The following is a 19,313-nucleotide window of genomic DNA, read 5'->3' on the forward strand; positions in this document are numbered from 1 at the left end:
GCGTTTTTTTCAACAAAAATGTAAGCTACTTACTCTCTCAAGCAGGATATATAATTTGTACATCCTATGGATGTAGTATCTCTGGTCGATGGATGGATGCCTTGTGGAAATAATTGTCATAATATAATGAGTTTTTAATATTTTTCAGCTAATCAAATGTTAGGGGCTTGAAATAAATGCATAGATCTTGAAATTATTAACGTTTTTAGGCATAATTATTGCCATATTGAATGATACTAGTGAGTTAGGGTAAAAGTTAAATGTTTATCAGCTTCGATGAGTGGATTAATCAAAGGAAGATCACGTCATGGGGAACAAATTTCGGAACATCGCAAATAGCTTTTCAAGGTTGGCGACATTTCAAAGAGGCTTATGTTCCTGAATTAATTGAAAGAGCAATTAATGAAAGCCGAATACCGGTGACTAGCTGTCTGGATCCATTTGGTGGTTCTGGAACTACTGCATTAGCATGCCAGTTTTTAGGTGTTCACCCCTCGACAATCGAGGTCAATCCATATCTTGCTGACTTAATTGAAGCTAAACTTTCTACTTATAATATTCATTCATTAGTAGATGATTTTGGCTTCGTTATTAAAACTTCTTACGAAGATATACCAAATGTTGAAGAGTATATTAATTATTTGCCTCCAACATTTGTTGAGCCCGGAATTAATAATAGATGGATTTTTAATTTAGGTGTGGCTAATAGGATATATGCCATCATATCCGCTATAAAAAAAATAAATAACCCTATTAATGCAAGGTTATTTAAAGTGTTATTGGGTGGGATTTTGGTAGAGGTAAGCAATACCGTTGTCAATGGGAAAGGGCGGAGATATCGTAATAATTGGAATAATAGATTAGTTGAGAATTTCAAAGTTGATGAGCTATTTCAGATTTCTGTTAAAAGGGCGATATCTGACATTTCAAAATATTCTAATCGGAGATGCTTGTCGTTCGAACTTCTGCGTGGTGATAGTAGAGAACTTATTTCTTCAATAAAAAATATTGATCTGTGCGTTTTTTCTCCTCCTTACCCAAATTCTTTTGACTATACTGACGTATATAATATTGAGCTATGGGTATTACAATATTTAAACTCCAAAAATGATAATAAATTACTTAGAGAAAAAACATTAACTTCACATGTCCAGGTGCAACGAAGCTATAGTTCATACCCTGATGGTTCGGCTTTATTAAGTGAAACAATTGGAAATTTAGAGGTTTTGCAAAAGTCCCTATGGAATAAAAATATTCCGGCTATGGTTGGTGCATATTTTACAGATATGAAATTAGTAATAGATGAAGTATGTGAAAAGCTTTCTCCAAAAGGAGAGATATGGATGGTTGTTGGAGATAGTAAATATGCAGGAGTAAAAGTATCTACAGCACAAATACTTATAGAGTTAATGTCAAATAAAGGGATTAATCTCATTAATTATGAGGCTTTTAGATCAATGAGAACATCCGCCCAGCAGGGTGGGCAGAAGGGGTTAGATGAAACTTTAATTACTTTTCGGAAAGATTAATTTCAGATTGCCTTTTGCTTTCAGCTGAGTTATATAGTTTCCAACGCCATTGGTGTATGTTATTTTCTATAGAAAATTGTTTAGTATTGGCGAACCAATAATCATCATCATTGTCTGCATTACACATATCAAAACAGCATAACACTGTATGATATGGTTCGAGTGTTATGCTATACTCTTGAGCTTGCCTCATTCCTTTATCAATCCATCCTAATTGCTCGGAATTGTTATAAGTTTTTTTTCCAGAATTACTAAAAGAACGTAAAGCTTTTAATTCAAGCAATGCATGGTTAATTTGCTTTCCCTTTTCATGACTTTTTGAAATAAGGAGTAAATCTAATCGACCGCCAACAGTATTTATTTCTGGTAGAGCTAATAAATTACATCCAAAATGAGACGAAAAATGGCTATATAATCTTCCTTGAATGCCTTTTTCTATATTTTCTGCTGGAAAAAATTTCCCGGAATCTTCCCAAAGCTTAAATCCTGCATTTTGAGAAGCAATTGGTGTAATTAAGCTTGTTTGGTACAAGCTATCAATAGCATATTTAATACTATTTAAGTCTAAAAATTCTTTCTTAAGTGATATTATGTATTCTTCTGTAGAATTAAAACCTTTAGGGTACATACGTACTGTATGCTGACCATTATGTTTATCAAGCATTACAACAGGAGTATCGCCTAGACCATAATCGTTAATAAATACATCTATTAGATCATCTGGATTTGATAGATCCACTTCAAAATAACGCCCTCGTGTAAGGGTGAGGTTAACAAAGCAAACTTTATCCATAAAAGATATTCGGCCAGAGTCAAAAGTGATACTATTTTTTAATTTAATATTTTCATCTGATAACTCGGGTTTGTCGGGATGCAAGAAAAAAATACATGTGCCAAGATCGTTGTGATCTATTTTTCTTAACTCATAAAGTGTATATGCTAAAAACTGGCTATATACTGGTACTGATTCATCAAATACAGGCTTACCTGTGAGTTCTTCATTAACTGTATTCAATAAGTCTTGGGGATTCCATGCTCCAATGTTTTTACTCATTTAGCTACTCTCCCCATTAGAAGTTTTTGAGATAAATGCCTAATATAGAAATTAAGTTTCAATTCTTTTGTAATTAGATAGTTAGGTAAGCTCTCTTGGACAAATTCAGCTGCGTTTACACTTGGGTTATCATGAACCCATTCACCGAAATCTATTACATTACCAAAATCAACAGATTGATCTGCATATGTAGCATCAAATTCATTAGAGTTAATAATATCCTTATCAGACAATTCAGTCAGAGCAAGAGTCAGTTTTTTTAAGAAAGTAAACATTTCATACTCAGACCTCCAACTATTTAAATGTTCAATGGTTGAACTTGCCTTTTCTATATTTAATTCATAATCGGCAAAAACTCTCCAGTTATTTAAATCGTCTAAATAATGGTATTGCAAGTTTGATATCTTTATATATCCACCCAAAACAAGCCAATCGAGCTGATTTTGTAATTCTGGATAATAGGGACCGTTCTTAAGTCTTAGCACTTTCCCATCTAAAGCCTTGGCACTATATATAGGGGCTAGAATATTCGCGAAATATGCTATGTTATGAAAAACTTCAGCAGGTAAAGGTGTGATACCAGCACCTCGAGACGCTTCCAAAATCATTAAAGCTCTAACTTGTAGTTCTATGTTTCTATTAACAGGAGCCATATTCATAACTCCTCGTTCCTTGTCGTGAAGCGAGAAGATGATTCAATAATACTATTATATTTAGCATGATAATCATCTTTGTAATCATTTACAGCTTTCGAGGGAATGGCAATTTTAAGTAAGTTGATTATGCCGCTATTTAGAGCTTCATTATCATGAAGACTTGCCACTAGTCTAGGTAAAAGTTCTCCATCGATTAGATTTGATGTTAAGACTAATTTATTACCATCTTGGTTTGCAAAGTTGATAAATATATTTGCTGCATTCTTGACGAATATTGCATCTAATGAGGCCTCAGGAGTATCCATAACTATACTTCCAACACCGTTACTCCCCGTTGTTTTAATTAAGGCAATACGGAAAGCTAAATCAATGAACTCTCTTTGGCTTTCAGAAACTTGTGTCGGAGAGCTTCTTTCTGTTATTAATTGATGACCACCACTACGCATTTTAAAAATAAATGCAGGAAAATTAATCGGTTCGCCAGTTTGCCCCAATTTCCATGGAATTCTAAACCATGTGATTTCACATTCTTCGACTAAGAAATTTTGAACAATATTACTGAATCCATTTTTTATGACTTCAGTTTTTGATAGAAAATCAGCTTCCACAGTCTTTATAAATTCTCTAAATTCATCCTGTGCTGATTTAAGCTCTAAGTTTTTGTCTTTAACCATAGACTCAAGTGTTGATACCTTTAAATCAATAATATTACTAGGATCTCCTGTTTTAGCTAAATTAACCTCCATTGGCATTAATTTTAAATTTATTTCTTCAATGTCATTTTTATTTTTTTCGATGTGATAATTAAGTTCTAATATTTGTGATTCTAAATCTTTTTGTTTAACTGATTGTATTTCATAGTTTCTTTTTAAATTATGAATATTCTCTTCCAAGTATATTATCTTTTCATGAATGTCATTTTGATTGATTTTGTCTGATTTTATTTTGAAAATATTTGAAAGATAATATTGTATTAACTTTTGTAGTCGTTCTATTTTTTTTCCAGCCACATCAGAAGCACCAAAAATATCTTTTTGTGAGTTAATTGTGGCTAATATAAATAAAAGTGTATCATCCGCCTTTGGCAATGTAGAATCTAATATTTTGACTTTATTATTTTCTATATCTCTTTCTATACTGTCAATTTCCTGCTTATATCTTAATTGTAGAGAACGGATGGTACTTCTTTCATTACTTAAAACATCCAAATCATTCTGTAACTTATTTATATATTCAACTGTTTCTGCTCTAAGGCCTTTTAAAACGCCAATTTGATTTCGATGCCCAGTCTTATCCTCTGGGGTTTGGAAATTTTCTTTAATTTTTTTTATTTGTTTATTGACCGTGTTACGTAAGTTTCGAAAATCTGAGTCAAGCTCGAGTACCTTACGTGTCAGTTCTTTCCATTGAATTGATTTTTCATTGTCAAGAAGGAGTATCCGCAAAAGTTCTCTTTGTGCGCTTGTATCCCAAACCAATGCACGACGATTTTCCTGATAAAAAACAATATAATGTAATATTAAAAGCCAGTCCCCAAAGCTACTGACATTTGAAAGACCTTGAATTTGATCTTGGAATAATTCTTCATCATTAACTCGATTGGAAAGAGGTAACAATGTTTGACCAATTTTGATATCTATAATTGAAAGATTTGATAAATTTCTAGTTACGGATAACGTTGTGTTATCAAAATCAACTATTAATGTACATTTTGCATCTGTAGCATTATCGGAAACCCTATCAGAGAAAAAAGATTTCAAATCTTTTCTTTCTGCGGCGATGATATTTAAATTACCAAGTTCATCGTTTTGATCGAATTTTGCAAGGTCAAAAGGCCCTGATAACATCCTAAAAAGAATATTTATTAATGTGCTTTTTCCAAGACCATTTGCACCAAGAACAAGGGTCAGTCCTTGCTTAGAAAAGTCAATATGTAACCCTGGTTTTTCTGCTGTTCCTGGATAAAGGCCATACCCATCGATATCTAGTTGTTTTAAAATAGGAAAATTAACCACGTCCCCCCCAGTTCAATCAGTGATTCCTATCAATGATGGTTTTTTAAGACACATCCTATCTTATAGAAGAAGATAGAATGTTGAAGGTAAAGATTCAACACATTTATTAATTGAATATAATTGAATTAATACAATAACTTATGATTATTTTGTGATAATGATCAAAAATTCCAATTGATTGATGATTTAAATACATAATTGTGTAAACGATTTCATATCCAGTCACTCGCCTCTTGGTGTGACGTTACTCCCAGAAACTATGGGGCCAATGTGCGCTTATCTAGGTAGACCGGAGATAATAAGATCGCTGCTGGAATGAGTGTCTCGGTTGCAGGTTCTGCCCGCTGTTTGGCGTACTCTCCTAATGAAATCATTTCTTATATGTATGGCTTCGCTATGTGATACGACGATGTTAGTACCGACAAAAAGTTCCTGTCAGTGTAAGTTCAGGACCGAGTACTACCTGCCTATTTCACCTCTTCGGAGTAAGGGGGGCTACGTCCAGCAATGTAGTCTCCGATTTTTTCTTCCGCGCACTTTCCGTTCCCGTATCAGCTTCCGTCAAATCGTTTCCCAACACAACCCGTCCCGCAAGGGTAAATGGCACGCATGCTGCGCCCTTGCGTGCCGGAACGATGCCGGGAAAGCGAACCGTCAGGCGATACGAAGACGAAAATCACTCACTGACGGAGAAAAAACGATGACGATTTCCCTGCATACCACCCGGACAAGCGCCCCTAACACCGCAGCGGCGACCAGCGTATCCCCGCTGGAGCAGTCAGGCTCCTCAAAAACGAAATTTTCTAAAACCAGAACCGACATTTATCAGACCGTTACTGACAACATCATTGCAGCGCTGGAAGCAGGAGTTAAGCCTTGGGCGTGTCCGTGGCAGCGTGTAGCAGGTATGTCCGGATTACCTTCAAACTATGCTACTCAAGTGGCTTACAGCGGGATGAATATCATGTTGCTGTGGTGCAGCGCATCAAAACAGGGTTTCAGCGATTCACGCTGGATGACCTACAAACAGGCTCAGGCAGCAGGTGGACAGGTTCGCAAGGGTGAGCATGGAACAACAGCTATTTTCTACACCACCCTCGAAAAGGAAAACGACACCGGAGACATTGAACATATCCCGATGCTGAAAACCTTCACCGTGTTTAACGTTCAGCAAATCGACGGTTTGCCCCTGACAACGGAAACGGTCAGCCCAGAAGCGACATTTGACCCGTTACCGCAGGCTGAAAATCTGTTCAATAAGAGCGGCGCAAACATCATCGAGAAAGGACAAAATGCTTTTTTCAGCCCATCAACAGATGAAGTCTGGCTACCGGAACGCCATCTGTTTTCTGATGTGGCGAATTTCTACGCTACAGGCCTGCATGAGCTGGTTCACTGGAGTGGTGGCAAAAAACGCCTGAACCGTGAAATGAAAGGGAAGTTTGGCAGTGCGGATTATGCTCTTGAGGAGCTGATCGCCGAGCTGGGAAGCGCGTTCATGATGGCGGATCTGGGGATTGTCGGAGAGGTACAGCACGAGAGCTATATTGCTTCCTGGCTGAAAGCACTGAAGAACGACAAACGATATATTTTCAAAGCGGCCAGTACGGCATCAAAAGCGCATCGTTATTTGATGGATAAAGCTTGAGGGCAGGGTAAGAAGCCGCAAAGGAATGCGGCTTTGACCATATATTTCTGTGGGCAGATTCGTGGTGGTGTTAAAGATATAAGCTCTCTGCAAATTTTTCGTGGCACTGTGTGTCAGGAAAAATTCGCAGGCTGCGGGAGCGGGCGGCAAAGAGCCCGATCATCGCTCTAGATATATTGGCTCAGACTTGATCTGGCCGTGTTCTCTGTTAGCGCACCATTCAGCATGACAGTCGGCAAAGAGCTGTGAGTTCAACCGATGAACGCCTTTGTAGTTGAGCTATTTATTCTAAACCGTAATACTGTATAAATGCCGTTTATTAAGCTTTTCGTTTATTTCGGCTTTTCGCCCAAGGTAAACAAATTCCATTATGTCATTGAATTCTTCATTCTCAGTACTATTCTTATCAAGAACGCCTTCGTCTAAGTAGAGTGGTTTTGCCTGCTCAAAGTTATTGTAAAGCAACCCTTGCTTCTCAAGTATTAAGGCGACTTCCTCTAAACGGTCTAGGCAACAAATGTACATATTAGCAGGGGCGTTAGCTACAACTAACTCCGCATACAGTTTTCCATGGGCGACTTCAATGTCAGAAATAGCTTCAGGCGTGTACGGCAATATGCTAGATAACTCACTTTTCCTTTTGTTTAGCCAGTTTAATGCGTCTTTTTTGTCAAACGCTTTGAGCAGAACTAAACATAACTTATCAATTACTAGCAAATTGCTTTTATCACTATTATAAAGGTTGTCGAGAACAAAAAACCTAATGATTGGAGGGAGTATGGAAAATACGCTCACAATTTCATTGCTGGAGCCAAATTTATACTTTTTAAAGTACAAAATAAACAAGCTTGCATACAACTTAAACAACGCATCAATCGCAGAATCCACATCAGTATCAAGAATCGGTTTTGGGTTTTTTGTATGGGTGCATTTATTCCCTAATTTTTGTAGCTTTCTAACAGCCCCCATTAAAAATTTATCATTTGAACTTGCGGCCTTTAATTTTTTAATAACTTCGAAATTACCGAGTGTAACTTCTTCGCCTTGAGGGATGTCACATAATTTGCGTATGACAACTTCTGAATATTGTCGAATTGTAGAAATTTTACCTCTATTGGATCTGGATTCAATGTAAAAAGCGTCATTAATTAAATCTTTAACTAAATCTTCATAAACTTGATTTTTGAACTTCATTTTTCTGCATCCGTGAAAGTGAACTCTTGACCGGCTAGTATTTTAATAACACGCGTGCACGTTTAGCCACTTCGACCAGCCCGACCATGCTGTCAATGATTACTTAAGGTCAGACAATTACTGACAATTGTCAAATCCATTTTTTCACGATAACGCGTATGCGAGTTATCCCGCCAGAGAACACTTATAACTCATTGAATTTTCGATCACTACTGTACGCATGAATGATAAAGCTAGCACAAAATAAGTAGATCGCTTGTTGTTGCAAACTATGTGCGTGCCAACTAAGTCCGCTCCTGGCACAAAGCTACCTGCCAGATGAGGTTATGCACTGAGCCATAAAAATGTTAGCTCAAATCTGAGCTAACACACTCATAGAGGAATTTAACCCGTCTTCATTTATCAATGTGCCTTCCTGCATCATCAGAATGAGCTGTGGTACTCCGTGCTGCCGCAATACGCCTGCGAGCAGTTTTCACATAATCCTCTTCTCGCTCAATACCGATAAAACAGAATCCTTCCATCGCCGCAGCTTTGCCGGTGCTTCCACTCCCCATAAAGGGATCAAGTACAGTGCCACCTGAGGGGGTAATCAGACGGCAGAGGTATCGCATCAGTGCTGTGGGCTTTACACACATATGATTGTTCCCTTCATCGCGGTCATTTTTGCTGGCTTTCGCACAATAAAAGAACCGACTGGCGCTATTAATTTCCATCTGCTGAGGGGTATACGGGAACATCGTAAGTACTGCATCACTGCCATCATGGATAACATTGGCAGGCCAGCGACCATCAGGATTTCCTTGTCTGGCGATACCTCCATCACCTTTACTTCTGCCTCGCCACATATGGTTGGGCTCAGATCCACCCGGTCCATTTGGATAATCATAGGGGGATTCCCCCTCTGCCAGAGGGATCCTGCATTCGCCGATGTTCAGAACGCCGGTACCATACACGCCTACGTTGGATGCTATGGTTCCCTTGCTCGGCTTGCGGGCAAGGGTAATCGGTTCCAGCGCCGGTTTTAACGCGTGGTGAGATTTAGGAAAGCCCGAACCGTATACCCAGCCCAGTATTCCGTCACGTCCAAATGTCGCGTCCAGCAATTTGAGCTGGTCCGACGACAAACTTTCAATGAGGACCTGAGCAGCATTGCTGGTCTCGTAGAGAAATACGATCATGTCACGTATTTCAAAGCCCGCATCCTCAATACGCGCTGCCATCCGGTGTTGAGTACGGGATCCCGCGAAAGACAGCAAATGACCACCGGGTTTAAGTACGCGCAGACACGCTTCCCAGATGGCTTGTGAAGGGACATCATAGTCCCACGTTTTCCCCATGAATTTAATACCATATGGCGGGTCGGTCACTATGCTGTCCACAGAGTTGTCCGGCATATTGCGCAGAACCTCCAGGCAGTCGCCATGGTTCAAAATGTCATGCATGGCGTTCCCTCCCGACATCGTCACCAACTGATGAAGAGGGGCCCCCCTGTTTATCACTGACACTATTTTCCAGTTCATCAAGGGTGCGGAACAGGAACATCTCGCGTTGCTTCGCATCAAACGAAACAGGAACACTGTTTCTCATCACCGTTCTGATACTGACAAACAGCCTGACCAGCGATTCTTTAGTTTTATTATCCGGCATCACATACATGGCATAGTGCCAGCGACCGGCGTCGCTGGCTGCCAGATGACTGCCAATAATGCTGATGTAACGTGCGCAGGTTTTCATTGACCGCTCTGTTTCCACTGCGACGATGGCACCGCTGCTTAAGGTAATAATGCCGTCCGGTCGGTGCCGGATACCTGGGTACCGCGCCATAAACTCTCCCCGGTCGCCATTAAGCCAGCCTGTGCCGCCTTTTTCCTCCAGGGCGATCCTGACCCGCTGGTTTAACAGGCGATGTTCCAGCGTCGAGTTTTTGAGTTTGCCCGGCTCAAAATAGGCAGGGAAAACCTTGTCATTAGCACTAACCACCATTGCCAGTCCCTGCATGGTGATCCCCCACAATGATTTTTTCCCGGTCAATACTGGATACTCATGTTTATTTAGGAGACCCATTGAAACCGCTTTATTCAGCAGGTTATACATCGCATGGTTATGTTTACCTTTATAACCGACAACTCTTTTTAAGGTCCGGAAATCAGAGAATGTTTCTTCCTTGAGGAAATACAGCAATGCCCGCATTCTCCGATTCGCGGCTTCATTTCTTTCAGCAACATTATGAACAAGCATTGATAGCCTCATAGGTTAATGGAGGGTTTGTGAATTGGGCTTTCTTTTTCGCTATGCAGGTTTCTTTTATGTTCAAACGAAAACAGGTCGATATATTGTTTTTTCGCCGGTATATGGAATAGTTTGGTTGCCTTCGCCAAATCGTTTTGGGTAAAAACAAAACCAACGAACTTAGGAAGATTAAGCAGCATATTGCTGTCTATATAATATCGCTCAGCCTGGCGGATCATCCTGTCCGTTTCCATTTTCTCCGTCAGGGAGATATCCGTTTTAACTTTCCTCATTTCATCGTCAACCAGAATAGAGCCGGTCATCCTTGCCACCCAGTCGGCGGTGTCCGGATCGCGAAGGCGGTAAACCAGCATAAACTTGCAGTTCTCAATCACCGAACCAGCAACGGCATCACCCTCCAGATCTGCCGGACAATCATATAAATCTTTTACCGACTGGTGGGCCATTATTATATGCACACCTTTGTCCCTCGCAGCGCCAAGCCCCTCAAGCGCAGGGCGGGACAGGTGATATTTAAGTTCATCAAGAAAAATAGCGACAGGACGAGGTTTGCCTTTTATTCGATCACGCGTTTCGGCTATCTGAATCAAGCGAGTTAAAATTATGCGCTGAGCCGATATGATTTTCTGGTTACGCATCGAGCCGATGATGTAGCAGCATCCGCCTTCATCAAAAATGGTCTTTAAGGAAAATCCCTTATTGGCATTAATGGAGTTTACTAAAGCGATTTCCTCAAGCTCGCCATAAAAAGCAGGCACATCTTCACTGAGGGATTTCACAAAGTCAGTGTTAAATAAGTCGCGTAATGTCATTTCTTTTTCATAAATAGCTGCCGTATTTCTGGCTGCACGACGGTCGGCAATACGATAAAAGTCAGCACCTTCACCTTTTTTACCCAGGCTGAAACCTGCATTAAACAGCTCCTCCAGCTGTTCATGAGAAATATCAGCCAGTAAATCAAGCTGAAAATTAAGGTCATTCAGGTTAATAATGACAAATTGCTTTCCGGCTTTCTGACAAGCCTCCCGCAGTACATGCGGTGCCCACTCATCATTTTTAGGGTCTTCGACAAACACGCCTTCACCTGAAAGTATTGCCTGATAAAGCAGTACACAGGCACTGACGCCTTTACCGGAACCTGTGGTACCGATAAGGTCAGCGTGTTGAGTTTGAAATTCTTCGGCGGTGATATATTGCGGCTGGTTGTCTTTATCCAGCCCGATAAAAATACCGTTATTCAGGTCAATATAATCCAGCGGATTATACGCAATGCTGTCAGGTAACATGTCTCTGACTTCACGAACATCCGTTCTGACATTTCTTTCCAGCTTGCTTTTTTTAATCATCCGATGTTTCAAACTGTCGATTTCACCCGTCAGCAGCCTTCGGACTGCAATATGAAAAGCCAGACCTGCCAGCGTAAATCCGACAGTCAATATCCAGAGTGATAATCTGAGCAGGATGTCATTATCGAGCACTTTAAAGAAAAAACTCAGCCCCTGAATGGTCAGTGGTGACAGGGTGCCAAATATGAAAAAGAAGGTGGATACACCCGCTACCGATTTTAACCAGAGGGGGGCATTTTTTCTTTCTTCACGTGGCAGATGAAAGATGAATGGCAGCGTCAGCCCGGCAAATACGGACAATATTACCGGGTTGTGTTGTAGCCAGAGCAGAAAAAAAGAAAAGGCATCCGAAAAGGCATTCAGCCTTTGCATCAGATGGATTCCCATCGCAGTGATCTCCGGTCTGATTTCGGTGTGACGGGCGCATCACATGGGCGTCACCGATGGACGTTAAACCCCACGCCCACGCGCGACGCCTATTGAGGACGCCCATAAACGGATGAAGAGCACTGAACGTCTGCGACGCTCATGCCCGTTATCCGCGCTTTCAGAAAACAGCCGACGCATGGTCGTCAGCTCCCTGAAACGCCCGAATGACGGGCAAAGGCGTGTGACATACGCTCGTGCTGGACGCTCTCCCTGCATGTCACATGGGGGTAATGTCGTGGCTGGACGCCACCCCAAAACCCCCAACGGCAAAGGCGGCACACCGTCGCACGCTACGCGCGACCAACCCCTTTAAGACGCGCGTTTCGCCTGTTTTTTCTCGCAAGCTCCAAAAAACGGGAACGCTGCTTTAAAGGGGTTGGTCGCGCCTGATCGGCAATATTCCCCGCTGGGGCGGGAAATATTACCTGGCTTGACGGTGTGCGGGGCTTTGCCCCCCAAATAAACCGCTGTCGTGGGCGACAGCTTTTCGCTCGCTGGGGCGGCGAAATTTATTCGGCTCCCCCCGGCCTGCTCAATTCGCTTTAGGCGAATGTTCGCAGGTGGGCGCGGTGCCTGAAAATTAGCAATTTCTGCGAAATTAAATTTTCTGTCCGCGCTCCACACACTTATTTTACGGCTTAACAATTTCTCCGAAATTGAAGCCAAAATAAGCATGCTTTAAAACCGCCGTCTGTCAGTCTGTGGCGTCATTCGAGACATTATCAATGTTTGTTATTCACATCTGTTCGCGGGCTATTTCAGCCCGGCATTCTCGTTCCGCGTTTAATACCGCATGATAGGTGTCATCATCGACTTTCGTTCCCTGACTTTCGGCATACCGCCTGAGCTTCTCGGCGTCCGATTCATTAAGCTGTGACAGATGATGTCGCAATAAACCGGTAAATCGGCTTTCATAGATTTCGTAATAAAGCCCGCATCCCTGATTGGCTTCTTTTGACAGGGAATCATAGATACATGTGACAGATATTCTGTCGTGATGCGTTGAGTGAATATTGGCAATAAACAGGTCTTCTTTATTCACTTTTGTTTCTCCATGCAGGGAATATATTAAGATAGCGGCCAGGGTTCTATTACCCTCTGACCCTGCCAAATCTGGACAGGATTTTATTCACCGTCTCCGGGTTAGCACTGGCGCATTCTCCCAAAAAGGCTTTTCTGGCATTCAGTGTGTGGTTGGGTAAAAAACCGTGTTTATTCTTTTTAACGATATTAAAGAAAGCACGCTCCGCAGAACGACATTGACTTCCTCCACTGTTTCCGGTTGTTTTACCGTACATACAAAGCACAACTTCGCACGGGTCGGCAGCGAAAGAATAAACAGGCGTTCCGGCGACAATGCACAGCATTGCCGCCGCAATAGCGGAATATTCCATGATGACCTCCTTACGGTGAGGTGAATTTCAGGATGTGAGGGGGAAGATTTAATGCGAGAAATAAATTCGGGTGTCGCTGCATGTCAGTCTGCCAGAGACAGGCTGATATTCAATAACGTCTTTAGCGCCATATCGCCGTAGCCAGTTTTTTGCAGTAAAGAATTCTGCGCCTGATGGTGTAGCAACAACAATACGCGCAGAGTGGGCGACCGCGTAAAATATGGAGGGCGTCCAGCGAGTCTCATTAAAATTCCGTGCGTGAATGGTTAATAACCATGTATCTTTTACCACCGGAGAAGGAATAATAACCGGGTTGTCTCGCCATTGCGGTAAACCGGTATTGACTGACTTACCCGGTTTATCCCATTCAACAGGAACCGGTGGCGGGGGGGAAGAACAGCCTGAAAGCACCAGCGAAAATAACAGCATATGGATAACTTTTATCATGCTTTCATCTCCTCAAAAAAGGCGCTGCGGTGCAGTGGCCGGAAATAAATATCATTCATCCGACGCACATTACCGTCCAGGTCGATACTCACGATAACGTCCAGACTGTCCAGTACCTTGCGTAACATAAAGGTGTAAGGGAGTCGGGCGCATTGCGGGGTTTCATAACAGCGGGTAATAAAGCCGTCTACCGCTTCCATTGCCGAACCGGCATGGATAGAGGTCATACTGCCTTCATGGCCGGAACCGGTTATCTTGAGAAAATCCCAGGCCTCACCGCCGCGCACTTCGGTTAATAGTATGCGGTCGGGATTCATGCGGTAATTCCAGCGTAGCAGGCTGGCGGGCGTCACAATTGACCCTTTTTCATCTGCCGATTCCGACGGATAAAAAAGGTGGACGTAGTTTTTATGAATAAATAAGGTGATTTCTGGATTATCTTCAATGGTCGTAATACGAAGATGGCGCGGAATAAAACCAATAAGCATCTTCATATAGGTGGTTTTTCCGGTACTGGTTTCCCCGGCCACTGCGATGGTTTTGCCGTACTCCATGCACTTTTCCATAAAGCGTGGAATATCTTTTGCGTTATACAGGGCCAGTAATTCCTGATCGTGCGTCTGTATTTTTTCCGTGCCCGTCACTCTGTTATAAAACCCGGCGGCGATATAGTCCTGATGCGGGATTTGCACCTGTGAGGGTTTACGCAGGGTGATGGACACCGTGTTACGCTCGCAGGCCGGGGGCACAATAACCTGACAACGTTCGCCGGATTCCAGCGTGGCTGACAGCCCCGGCTTGATATCTTCGATATTGTCGCCGTGATGCTTAGCCAGACATCTGGCAAAGTTGTAGCAGCCCTCATAATCCAGCGGAACAGTATGCTGTTCCCAGATGCCATCAATTTTGGTGAATAGCTCGCCCGGGCGGTTGACGGCGATCTCTGTCAGTCCTCGGCGATCCAGAAAATCGCCAAAAAATCGCTGCTTATAGCGGTCGAGAGAGAGGTTTTTCATGTGATATCCTTTAATCGGATAAATGTGTGGAGGGAGCATGTCGAAGACGAAGGTACTGTTCGCTTATTGCCATGAACTGGGGCGCTGCTTGTCCATTGATGAAGCGCGAACGGAATTTTTTTCCAGAAAGCCGGAAGAAAGAAAGCGGTTCACTTTTTCCTGTAGCGATCGCAACTGTAATGTCACCATTAGCGGCGTTAACTATCACGTCAAAGCTGAAGATGGCGAAAAATTCAAGGCTGCACACTTCCGCTCTCCCCATCCTCACAAGTTTGGATGTGAATGGATCGCGTTCACCGAGGATGTCGATCAGGACAGACGGCCGGATGAATCAGAGGCTGATTTCACGGAAAGAAAAGCAAAGCAAAAGCTGACAGACTATATCAACTGCTTTGATCCTTCGATTGATGATCCTGAGGGTGAACCAGCCGATCCCGTTAAGCTTGTTACTCCAGCTTATGTAAAAAAACCTCTCGGGGATGATGAAGAGCCCGGTGCAGGTGAAGAGCCACGCTGGAGTCGATACACGCGAACCAACCAGCTGCAGCGGTTGATCGACACATGGCAGGAAGCGAAAGAAACGTTGCCTGATGAGTTCTGGGCGTTAAGACTCAGGATCATGAACTACGGTCAGATCTATCTTCATGAATATATAACGCATATTCAGCGAGGATTGACTAACCCGTACGCGGGCGTCATCTATGGCGGCGGGACGCTAATGCATCGGTATGGACGGGGTTTTCTTTTTAATTTCTTTGATAAACATGAGGGTAAACCTGTTCGCCTGTATGTCAGTAAAGATCTGATGGCGAAAGGCCGGTTTGGTCATTATATCGATGAAATACTGGACACAGAAAACGTCAGATATTTCCGTGTGTTTCTGCTCAATCCGGTTGTTTCTGAACGGGAAAACAGCGCAGGAAAATCTGTTATCAACCTTGAAATATCAAAACTACGTCAACTGGCGATTTACTACGAGCTGAACTCCAGCAAGGCAGATGATTCTCCATCACCGGAGAAGGATGGGGACAGTCCGGCATAGCGGGCTAATGTCGTCGCAAGAATGATAATATCGGTGACGTCAGGCAGCGATATCTGCTTATGTGCCAGCCGGATATCGTCTGAGGTAAAAGGCGCTACATCCAGAGAATCTTCACCGATGGTGAGGCAGAACGTTTGTTCTTCCCCAAAGTCAATGATGAACTCTGTCAATGCGCCCCCGGCACGATAACATGTCATGACTATTCTCCTGATCCCGGTAAGGTGTGACATTACGTCGTTGACTACAACATTGTTGTAATCGTCCCTGACGATGACGTCTGTCGCGGTGACGCCAAACAGAAACTTTCGATTATTCATTCTTCATCCTCAGTGTATAGATGCCGGAAAAATCAATATCCCGCCCTGTGATCAGATTGATGATCTCCCCCTGATTTTTGTAGAGGGTAGGCGGGATATTGATGCTGTTTTCCAGCGTGGAACGTGCCATATCCGCCATGGCCTGACGGCTGTTTTCGGTATAGTCCGTGTTACGGTCTTTCTGACCAGCACTGTTAGATGCCCATGCACCAATATCAGGGATCATCCCGACCAGTAATGCGCCACCGAAGCGCTCTCTGAAATGCGTGTCGATCCAGCCGTCAACGCCAGCCTCGCCCAGTTCTCCGGCAGCACGGGTATCGATCAGCGGAATATCAAGATAAGGGGGCTGGCGGGTACGCAGTTTTGTGATGATAAGAAAGGCGCGTCCCTGTCCTTGCGTCATTCCTGTCTCTGCACCAGTCTGATAAACGCCTGAAGCCGTGGTCCCTTTTTCAATCAGCTTCGTATTACCGCTGGCACTCCAGATATCGTCGGCGATCGTGCAGCGGATTTTCCCCGCCCGGTCCGAGACAAAGCGGTAATCCAGTGAACAGGGAATAGCGATATTTTCCGGGACGTACAGGTCCGGGTTGTAAGGAATACGCCGGACTGCTGCCGGGGAGAGTTCCGACGGTGGCGACGTGGTGTCTGGTTGCTGTCCGGCAGAGGCTGCCTGCGTCATCTCCTGCTGCCTGGTCCGGACCGGGTTTTGAGCCGCAGCGGCTGAACCATCACGCCGAACCAAAAAATGGGCTTTATCAAGTTGAGGCGGCATCTCAGGCTCCGGGGCTGTCGTCATGCGCGGGTTGTTTTCTGCCGGTTCGGATGCTTCGGCCCCGGTATCTTGCGTACCCAGATCGGTACGCTGCCGGTAATCGCTGCGGTTCGGCTGTGGCGTAGCATCCTGCCGCTTCTCTTCACCGGGTTGCCAGAGTAGATTGCGATATACCCAGTTGCCCGCCCATGCCAGCGCAATCAGCGCAACGGCGGCGATCGCCAGAAACGCGGTGGCTTTCCCGCGCCTGCGCTTTTTCAGTTTATTGACGGCGGGTTGTAGCGGGTCGTTCTCTTCATCGTCCTGCGCGGTGAGAAGCGTCGCTTCACGCCTTGCACGGGCTTCGCGCTCCAGCGCGGCAATATCGTCATCCTGTTGCGAAGGAGAAGGCTCTGCACCATCAGGCACCGGATGCGGGTGTTCATCGTTCATCTGCATGACTCCTCAGTTGTCAGTGGGTTGCGGGCTTTTCCACCCGGTCAACATGCGGTGAAACCGTGGCACCATCAGCGGTCTGGACTCTGCCGAAACCGCGATTTTCCAGGCCGACCACGGCGTTACCGGAACGCAGGACCAGACGGGGCGTGACCTCCTGAATGACCAATACGGTGAAGTTGCCTTTTCTGCGGATACTGCTGTTAACCACATGCTCCTGGCCGTTCAGCGCTTTTGTCACGGAGGGAATAGATTTGGCCGGGGAGAAGCCCACGAACGTAAAGCGGCCATCGTCATACGCAAAATCGGGGACAATACGGGTGCTGTCGCGCCCCGGATATTTGAGGTAGTCCCAGTTGCGTGGCGTCTGCGCGGCATTCAGGGCCTGCTGAATGTCAGTCTGCTGCTGTTTTTGCTCCCGTTCCAGCACTCTGGCCGCTGTCTCACGATTGACCTTCTCCCGGTCTTCGCCCGGATAACGGTAACTCACCTGGAAAGCGGGCTGCTGTTGTGACTTATCATCGATGACATTCAGCTCGACGTTGTACAGCCGACGGGTGGTGACGATCAGCAGGTTGGTATGCCAGTCCTGGCTGTTAGGGGGGATCACCACCTGCGTGGTGTTACCGTCCGCGCCGGGCGCACCCTGAACGAGCGCCACCGGGCGGACGTTCACCCGGTTGGCGTCCGGTGTGGCTTCCCACGCTTCTTCAAAACCGGGTCTGGCGCTGATAACCGCCTCGTCGCTATCAAAGACCAGTGTGGTCATGAAACCGGGACGGGTATTGACGACGGTAACGTTCAGCGGGTTATAGACAACCTGCTGAACGCGGGCATCATAGCGGCTCGCCTGCGGGATGGCCGCGCACCATGCCGTGCCACACATCATCAGCGCCAGCGGGATAAGAGAGATGCTTTTCATTATTCACCTCCCCGGATTTCACGGTCTGCCTGCCAACTGGTCACGATAAAACCGAACGGGTTAACCTCTCGTTCCGTATCGCTCATTTCTCGGCCGGGATCGGAGTGAAATGTCAGACGGGCATCCCAGTATTCGGTGCGGGTGCTGTTGTCTGCGAGGCGGCGGATGGTCTTTTTGTAACGAAGGGTGGCAACTTTATCGGGATCCGTGCCTGAGGTGATCTGGTTTGACAGAATGTCGATGCGTACGGTATTTGTCCCATTCTGGTACACCTTGTCCGGGGCGTCTTTTCCGGCATACAGCGCCAGATAGTCATCATTGACCTGAGGACTGTTATAAACCTGTACCGTGGCGTAATCGTCCTGCAGGGAAGGGTAAACGTACCGTTCACGCAGCCTGACGTAACCGGACGTCATCGCCTTCTGATAAGCTGCCTCCGCCGTCAGACTGGTTTTCGATGCACGGGTGACGTGCTCCACCCGTCCGGTATGATTATCCACGGTGTACAGTTCAACGACCGTCTGTTTCAGGGGCAGCATCAGCACCACGGCGATGAGTGCCAGTAGGGCGGTGAGCAGGCCCGCACCACCCACCATAAACCCGGCTTTTGTGGCACGTTTGTCCCGCTCAATCATCTGCTGCTCAAAGGTGCGAGAATCCGCAATGAGGGTCTGTTCACTCATGACTGTTTAACTCCGCCATTATCTGAGGGGTGTTCACCGGGATACCCTGACCACCAAAGGCTGGGGGACGAGGGGACTGCGAGCATCCGAAAAGCGCGCACAGCAAAACCAGCGCAATCAAGCGTTTCATGGGGTGTTTCCTTAGTGAGATGAAG

19 protein-coding genes are annotated in these 19,313 nt (G+C 44.7%); 3 read left to right on the forward strand and 16 right to left on the reverse strand.

Annotated features, from left to right (window positions below):
* Positions 1–260: 260 nt before the first annotated feature.
* Entirely contained in the window at positions 261–1,529 is a 1,269-nt protein-coding gene (locus J5067_RS01310; RefSeq protein WP_264650249.1) for a site-specific DNA-methyltransferase, read from the forward strand.
* Here J5067_RS01310 and J5067_RS01315 read toward each other — a convergent pair.
* Genes J5067_RS01315 through J5067_RS01325 form a run of 3 tightly spaced genes read right to left on the reverse strand, consistent with a single transcriptional unit; the run spans position 1,510 to position 5,254 of the window.
* On the reverse strand, positions 1,510–2,583 hold the full coding sequence (locus J5067_RS01315; protein WP_264627786.1) for a hypothetical protein: 1,074 nt from the start codon (positions 2,581–2,583) through the stop codon (positions 1,510–1,512). The genes J5067_RS01310 and J5067_RS01315 overlap by 20 nt on opposite strands.
* A complete protein-coding gene (locus J5067_RS01320) occupies positions 2,580–3,242 on the reverse strand; it encodes a hypothetical protein (protein WP_264627787.1) in 663 nt (220 codons plus the stop codon). The genes J5067_RS01315 and J5067_RS01320 overlap by 4 nt, the downstream gene beginning before the upstream one ends.
* Positions 3,239–5,254: an AAA family ATPase gene (locus J5067_RS01325; protein WP_264650250.1), complete on the reverse strand. Its 2,016-nt coding sequence runs from the start codon at positions 5,252–5,254 to the stop codon at positions 3,239–3,241. Before J5067_RS01325 ends, J5067_RS01320 begins: the two co-directional genes overlap by 4 nt.
* A 700-nt stretch (positions 5,255–5,954) precedes the next feature.
* Between J5067_RS01325 and J5067_RS01330 the strand changes: the two genes are divergently transcribed.
* The gene (locus J5067_RS01330; protein ID WP_224653850.1) at positions 5,955–6,902 is read left to right on the forward strand and encodes an ArdC family protein; all 948 of its coding nucleotides are present in this window, start codon (positions 5,955–5,957) and stop codon (positions 6,900–6,902) included.
* 288 nt (positions 6,903–7,190) lie between these two features.
* Here the strand turns inward: J5067_RS01330 and J5067_RS01335 are convergent, their stop codons facing one another.
* From J5067_RS01335 to virB11, 9 genes are all read right to left on the reverse strand, one after another.
* Positions 7,191–8,096, reverse strand: coding sequence for a hypothetical protein (locus J5067_RS01335; protein ID WP_264650251.1), 906 nt, complete (start codon positions 8,094–8,096; stop codon positions 7,191–7,193).
* Between the two features lie 395 nt (positions 8,097–8,491).
* Positions 8,492–9,541 carry a site-specific DNA-methyltransferase gene (locus J5067_RS01340; RefSeq protein WP_264650252.1) on the reverse strand — a complete coding sequence of 350 codons (1,050 nt, stop codon included), beginning with the start codon at positions 9,539–9,541 and terminating at the stop codon, positions 8,492–8,494.
* Positions 9,534–10,337, reverse strand: coding sequence for a MobC family replication-relaxation protein (mobC, locus tag J5067_RS01345; protein ID WP_264628505.1), 804 nt, complete (start codon positions 10,335–10,337; stop codon positions 9,534–9,536). Before mobC ends, J5067_RS01340 begins: the two co-directional genes overlap by 8 nt.
* 8 nt (positions 10,338–10,345) lie before the next feature.
* A complete protein-coding gene (locus J5067_RS01350; RefSeq protein ID WP_264650253.1) occupies positions 10,346–12,082 on the reverse strand; it encodes a type IV secretory system conjugative DNA transfer family protein in 1,737 nt (578 codons plus the stop codon).
* A 351-nt stretch (positions 12,083–12,433) separates the two neighbouring features.
* A complete protein-coding gene (locus tag J5067_RS01355) occupies positions 12,434–12,799 on the reverse strand; it encodes a hypothetical protein (RefSeq protein WP_261867628.1) in 366 nt (121 codons plus the stop codon).
* Between the two features lie 61 nt (positions 12,800–12,860).
* Positions 12,861–13,166 carry a dpoa decarboxylase gene (locus J5067_RS01360; protein ID WP_261867627.1) on the reverse strand — a complete coding sequence of 102 codons (306 nt, stop codon included), beginning with the start codon at positions 13,164–13,166 and terminating at the stop codon, positions 12,861–12,863.
* A 49-nt stretch (positions 13,167–13,215) separates the two neighbouring features.
* Positions 13,216–13,518, reverse strand: coding sequence for a TrbM/KikA/MpfK family conjugal transfer protein (locus J5067_RS01365; RefSeq protein WP_261867626.1), 303 nt, complete (start codon positions 13,516–13,518; stop codon positions 13,216–13,218).
* A 48-nt stretch (positions 13,519–13,566) separates the two neighbouring features.
* A complete protein-coding gene (locus J5067_RS01370) occupies positions 13,567–13,965 on the reverse strand; it encodes a cag pathogenicity island Cag12 family protein (protein WP_264628498.1) in 399 nt (132 codons plus the stop codon).
* Positions 13,962–14,981, reverse strand: coding sequence for a P-type DNA transfer ATPase VirB11 (gene virB11, locus J5067_RS01375; protein WP_261867623.1), 1,020 nt, complete (start codon positions 14,979–14,981; stop codon positions 13,962–13,964). Before virB11 ends, J5067_RS01370 begins: the two co-directional genes overlap by 4 nt.
* Before the next feature lie 37 nt (positions 14,982–15,018).
* Between virB11 and J5067_RS01380 the strand changes: the two genes are divergently transcribed.
* Positions 15,019–16,023 (forward strand): hypothetical protein, encoded by a 1,005-nt coding sequence (locus tag J5067_RS01380; RefSeq protein ID WP_261867621.1) that lies wholly within the window; start codon positions 15,019–15,021, stop codon positions 16,021–16,023.
* On the opposite strand, the gene J5067_RS01385 is transcribed toward J5067_RS01380, so the two are convergent.
* The 4 genes from J5067_RS01385 to J5067_RS01400 all read right to left on the reverse strand — a co-directional run bounded on the left by J5067_RS01385 (position 15,954) and on the right by J5067_RS01400 (position 19,158).
* Positions 15,954–16,220: a hypothetical protein gene (locus J5067_RS01385; RefSeq protein ID WP_261867619.1), complete on the reverse strand. Its 267-nt coding sequence runs from the start codon at positions 16,218–16,220 to the stop codon at positions 15,954–15,956. The genes J5067_RS01380 and J5067_RS01385 overlap by 70 nt on opposite strands.
* A gap of 112 nt (positions 16,221–16,332) precedes the next feature.
* Positions 16,333–17,550 (reverse strand): VirB10/TraB/TrbI family type IV secretion system protein, encoded by a 1,218-nt coding sequence (virB10, locus tag J5067_RS01390; RefSeq protein ID WP_261867617.1) that lies wholly within the window; start codon positions 17,548–17,550, stop codon positions 16,333–16,335.
* Positions 17,551–17,569: 19 nt separating this feature from the next.
* Positions 17,570–18,478 carry a P-type conjugative transfer protein VirB9 gene (gene virB9 / locus J5067_RS01395; protein WP_261867652.1) on the reverse strand — a complete coding sequence of 303 codons (909 nt, stop codon included), beginning with the start codon at positions 18,476–18,478 and terminating at the stop codon, positions 17,570–17,572.
* On the reverse strand, positions 18,475–19,158 hold the full coding sequence (locus J5067_RS01400) for a virB8 family protein (RefSeq protein WP_261867615.1): 684 nt from the start codon (positions 19,156–19,158) through the stop codon (positions 18,475–18,477). Before J5067_RS01400 ends, virB9 begins: the two co-directional genes overlap by 4 nt.
* Positions 19,159–19,313: the final 155 nt, after the last annotated feature.

The sequence above is a fragment of the Candidatus Symbiopectobacterium sp. NZEC151 genome (assembly GCF_025962655.1).
Taxonomy (GTDB): Bacteria; Pseudomonadota; Gammaproteobacteria; order Enterobacterales; family Enterobacteriaceae; genus Symbiopectobacterium.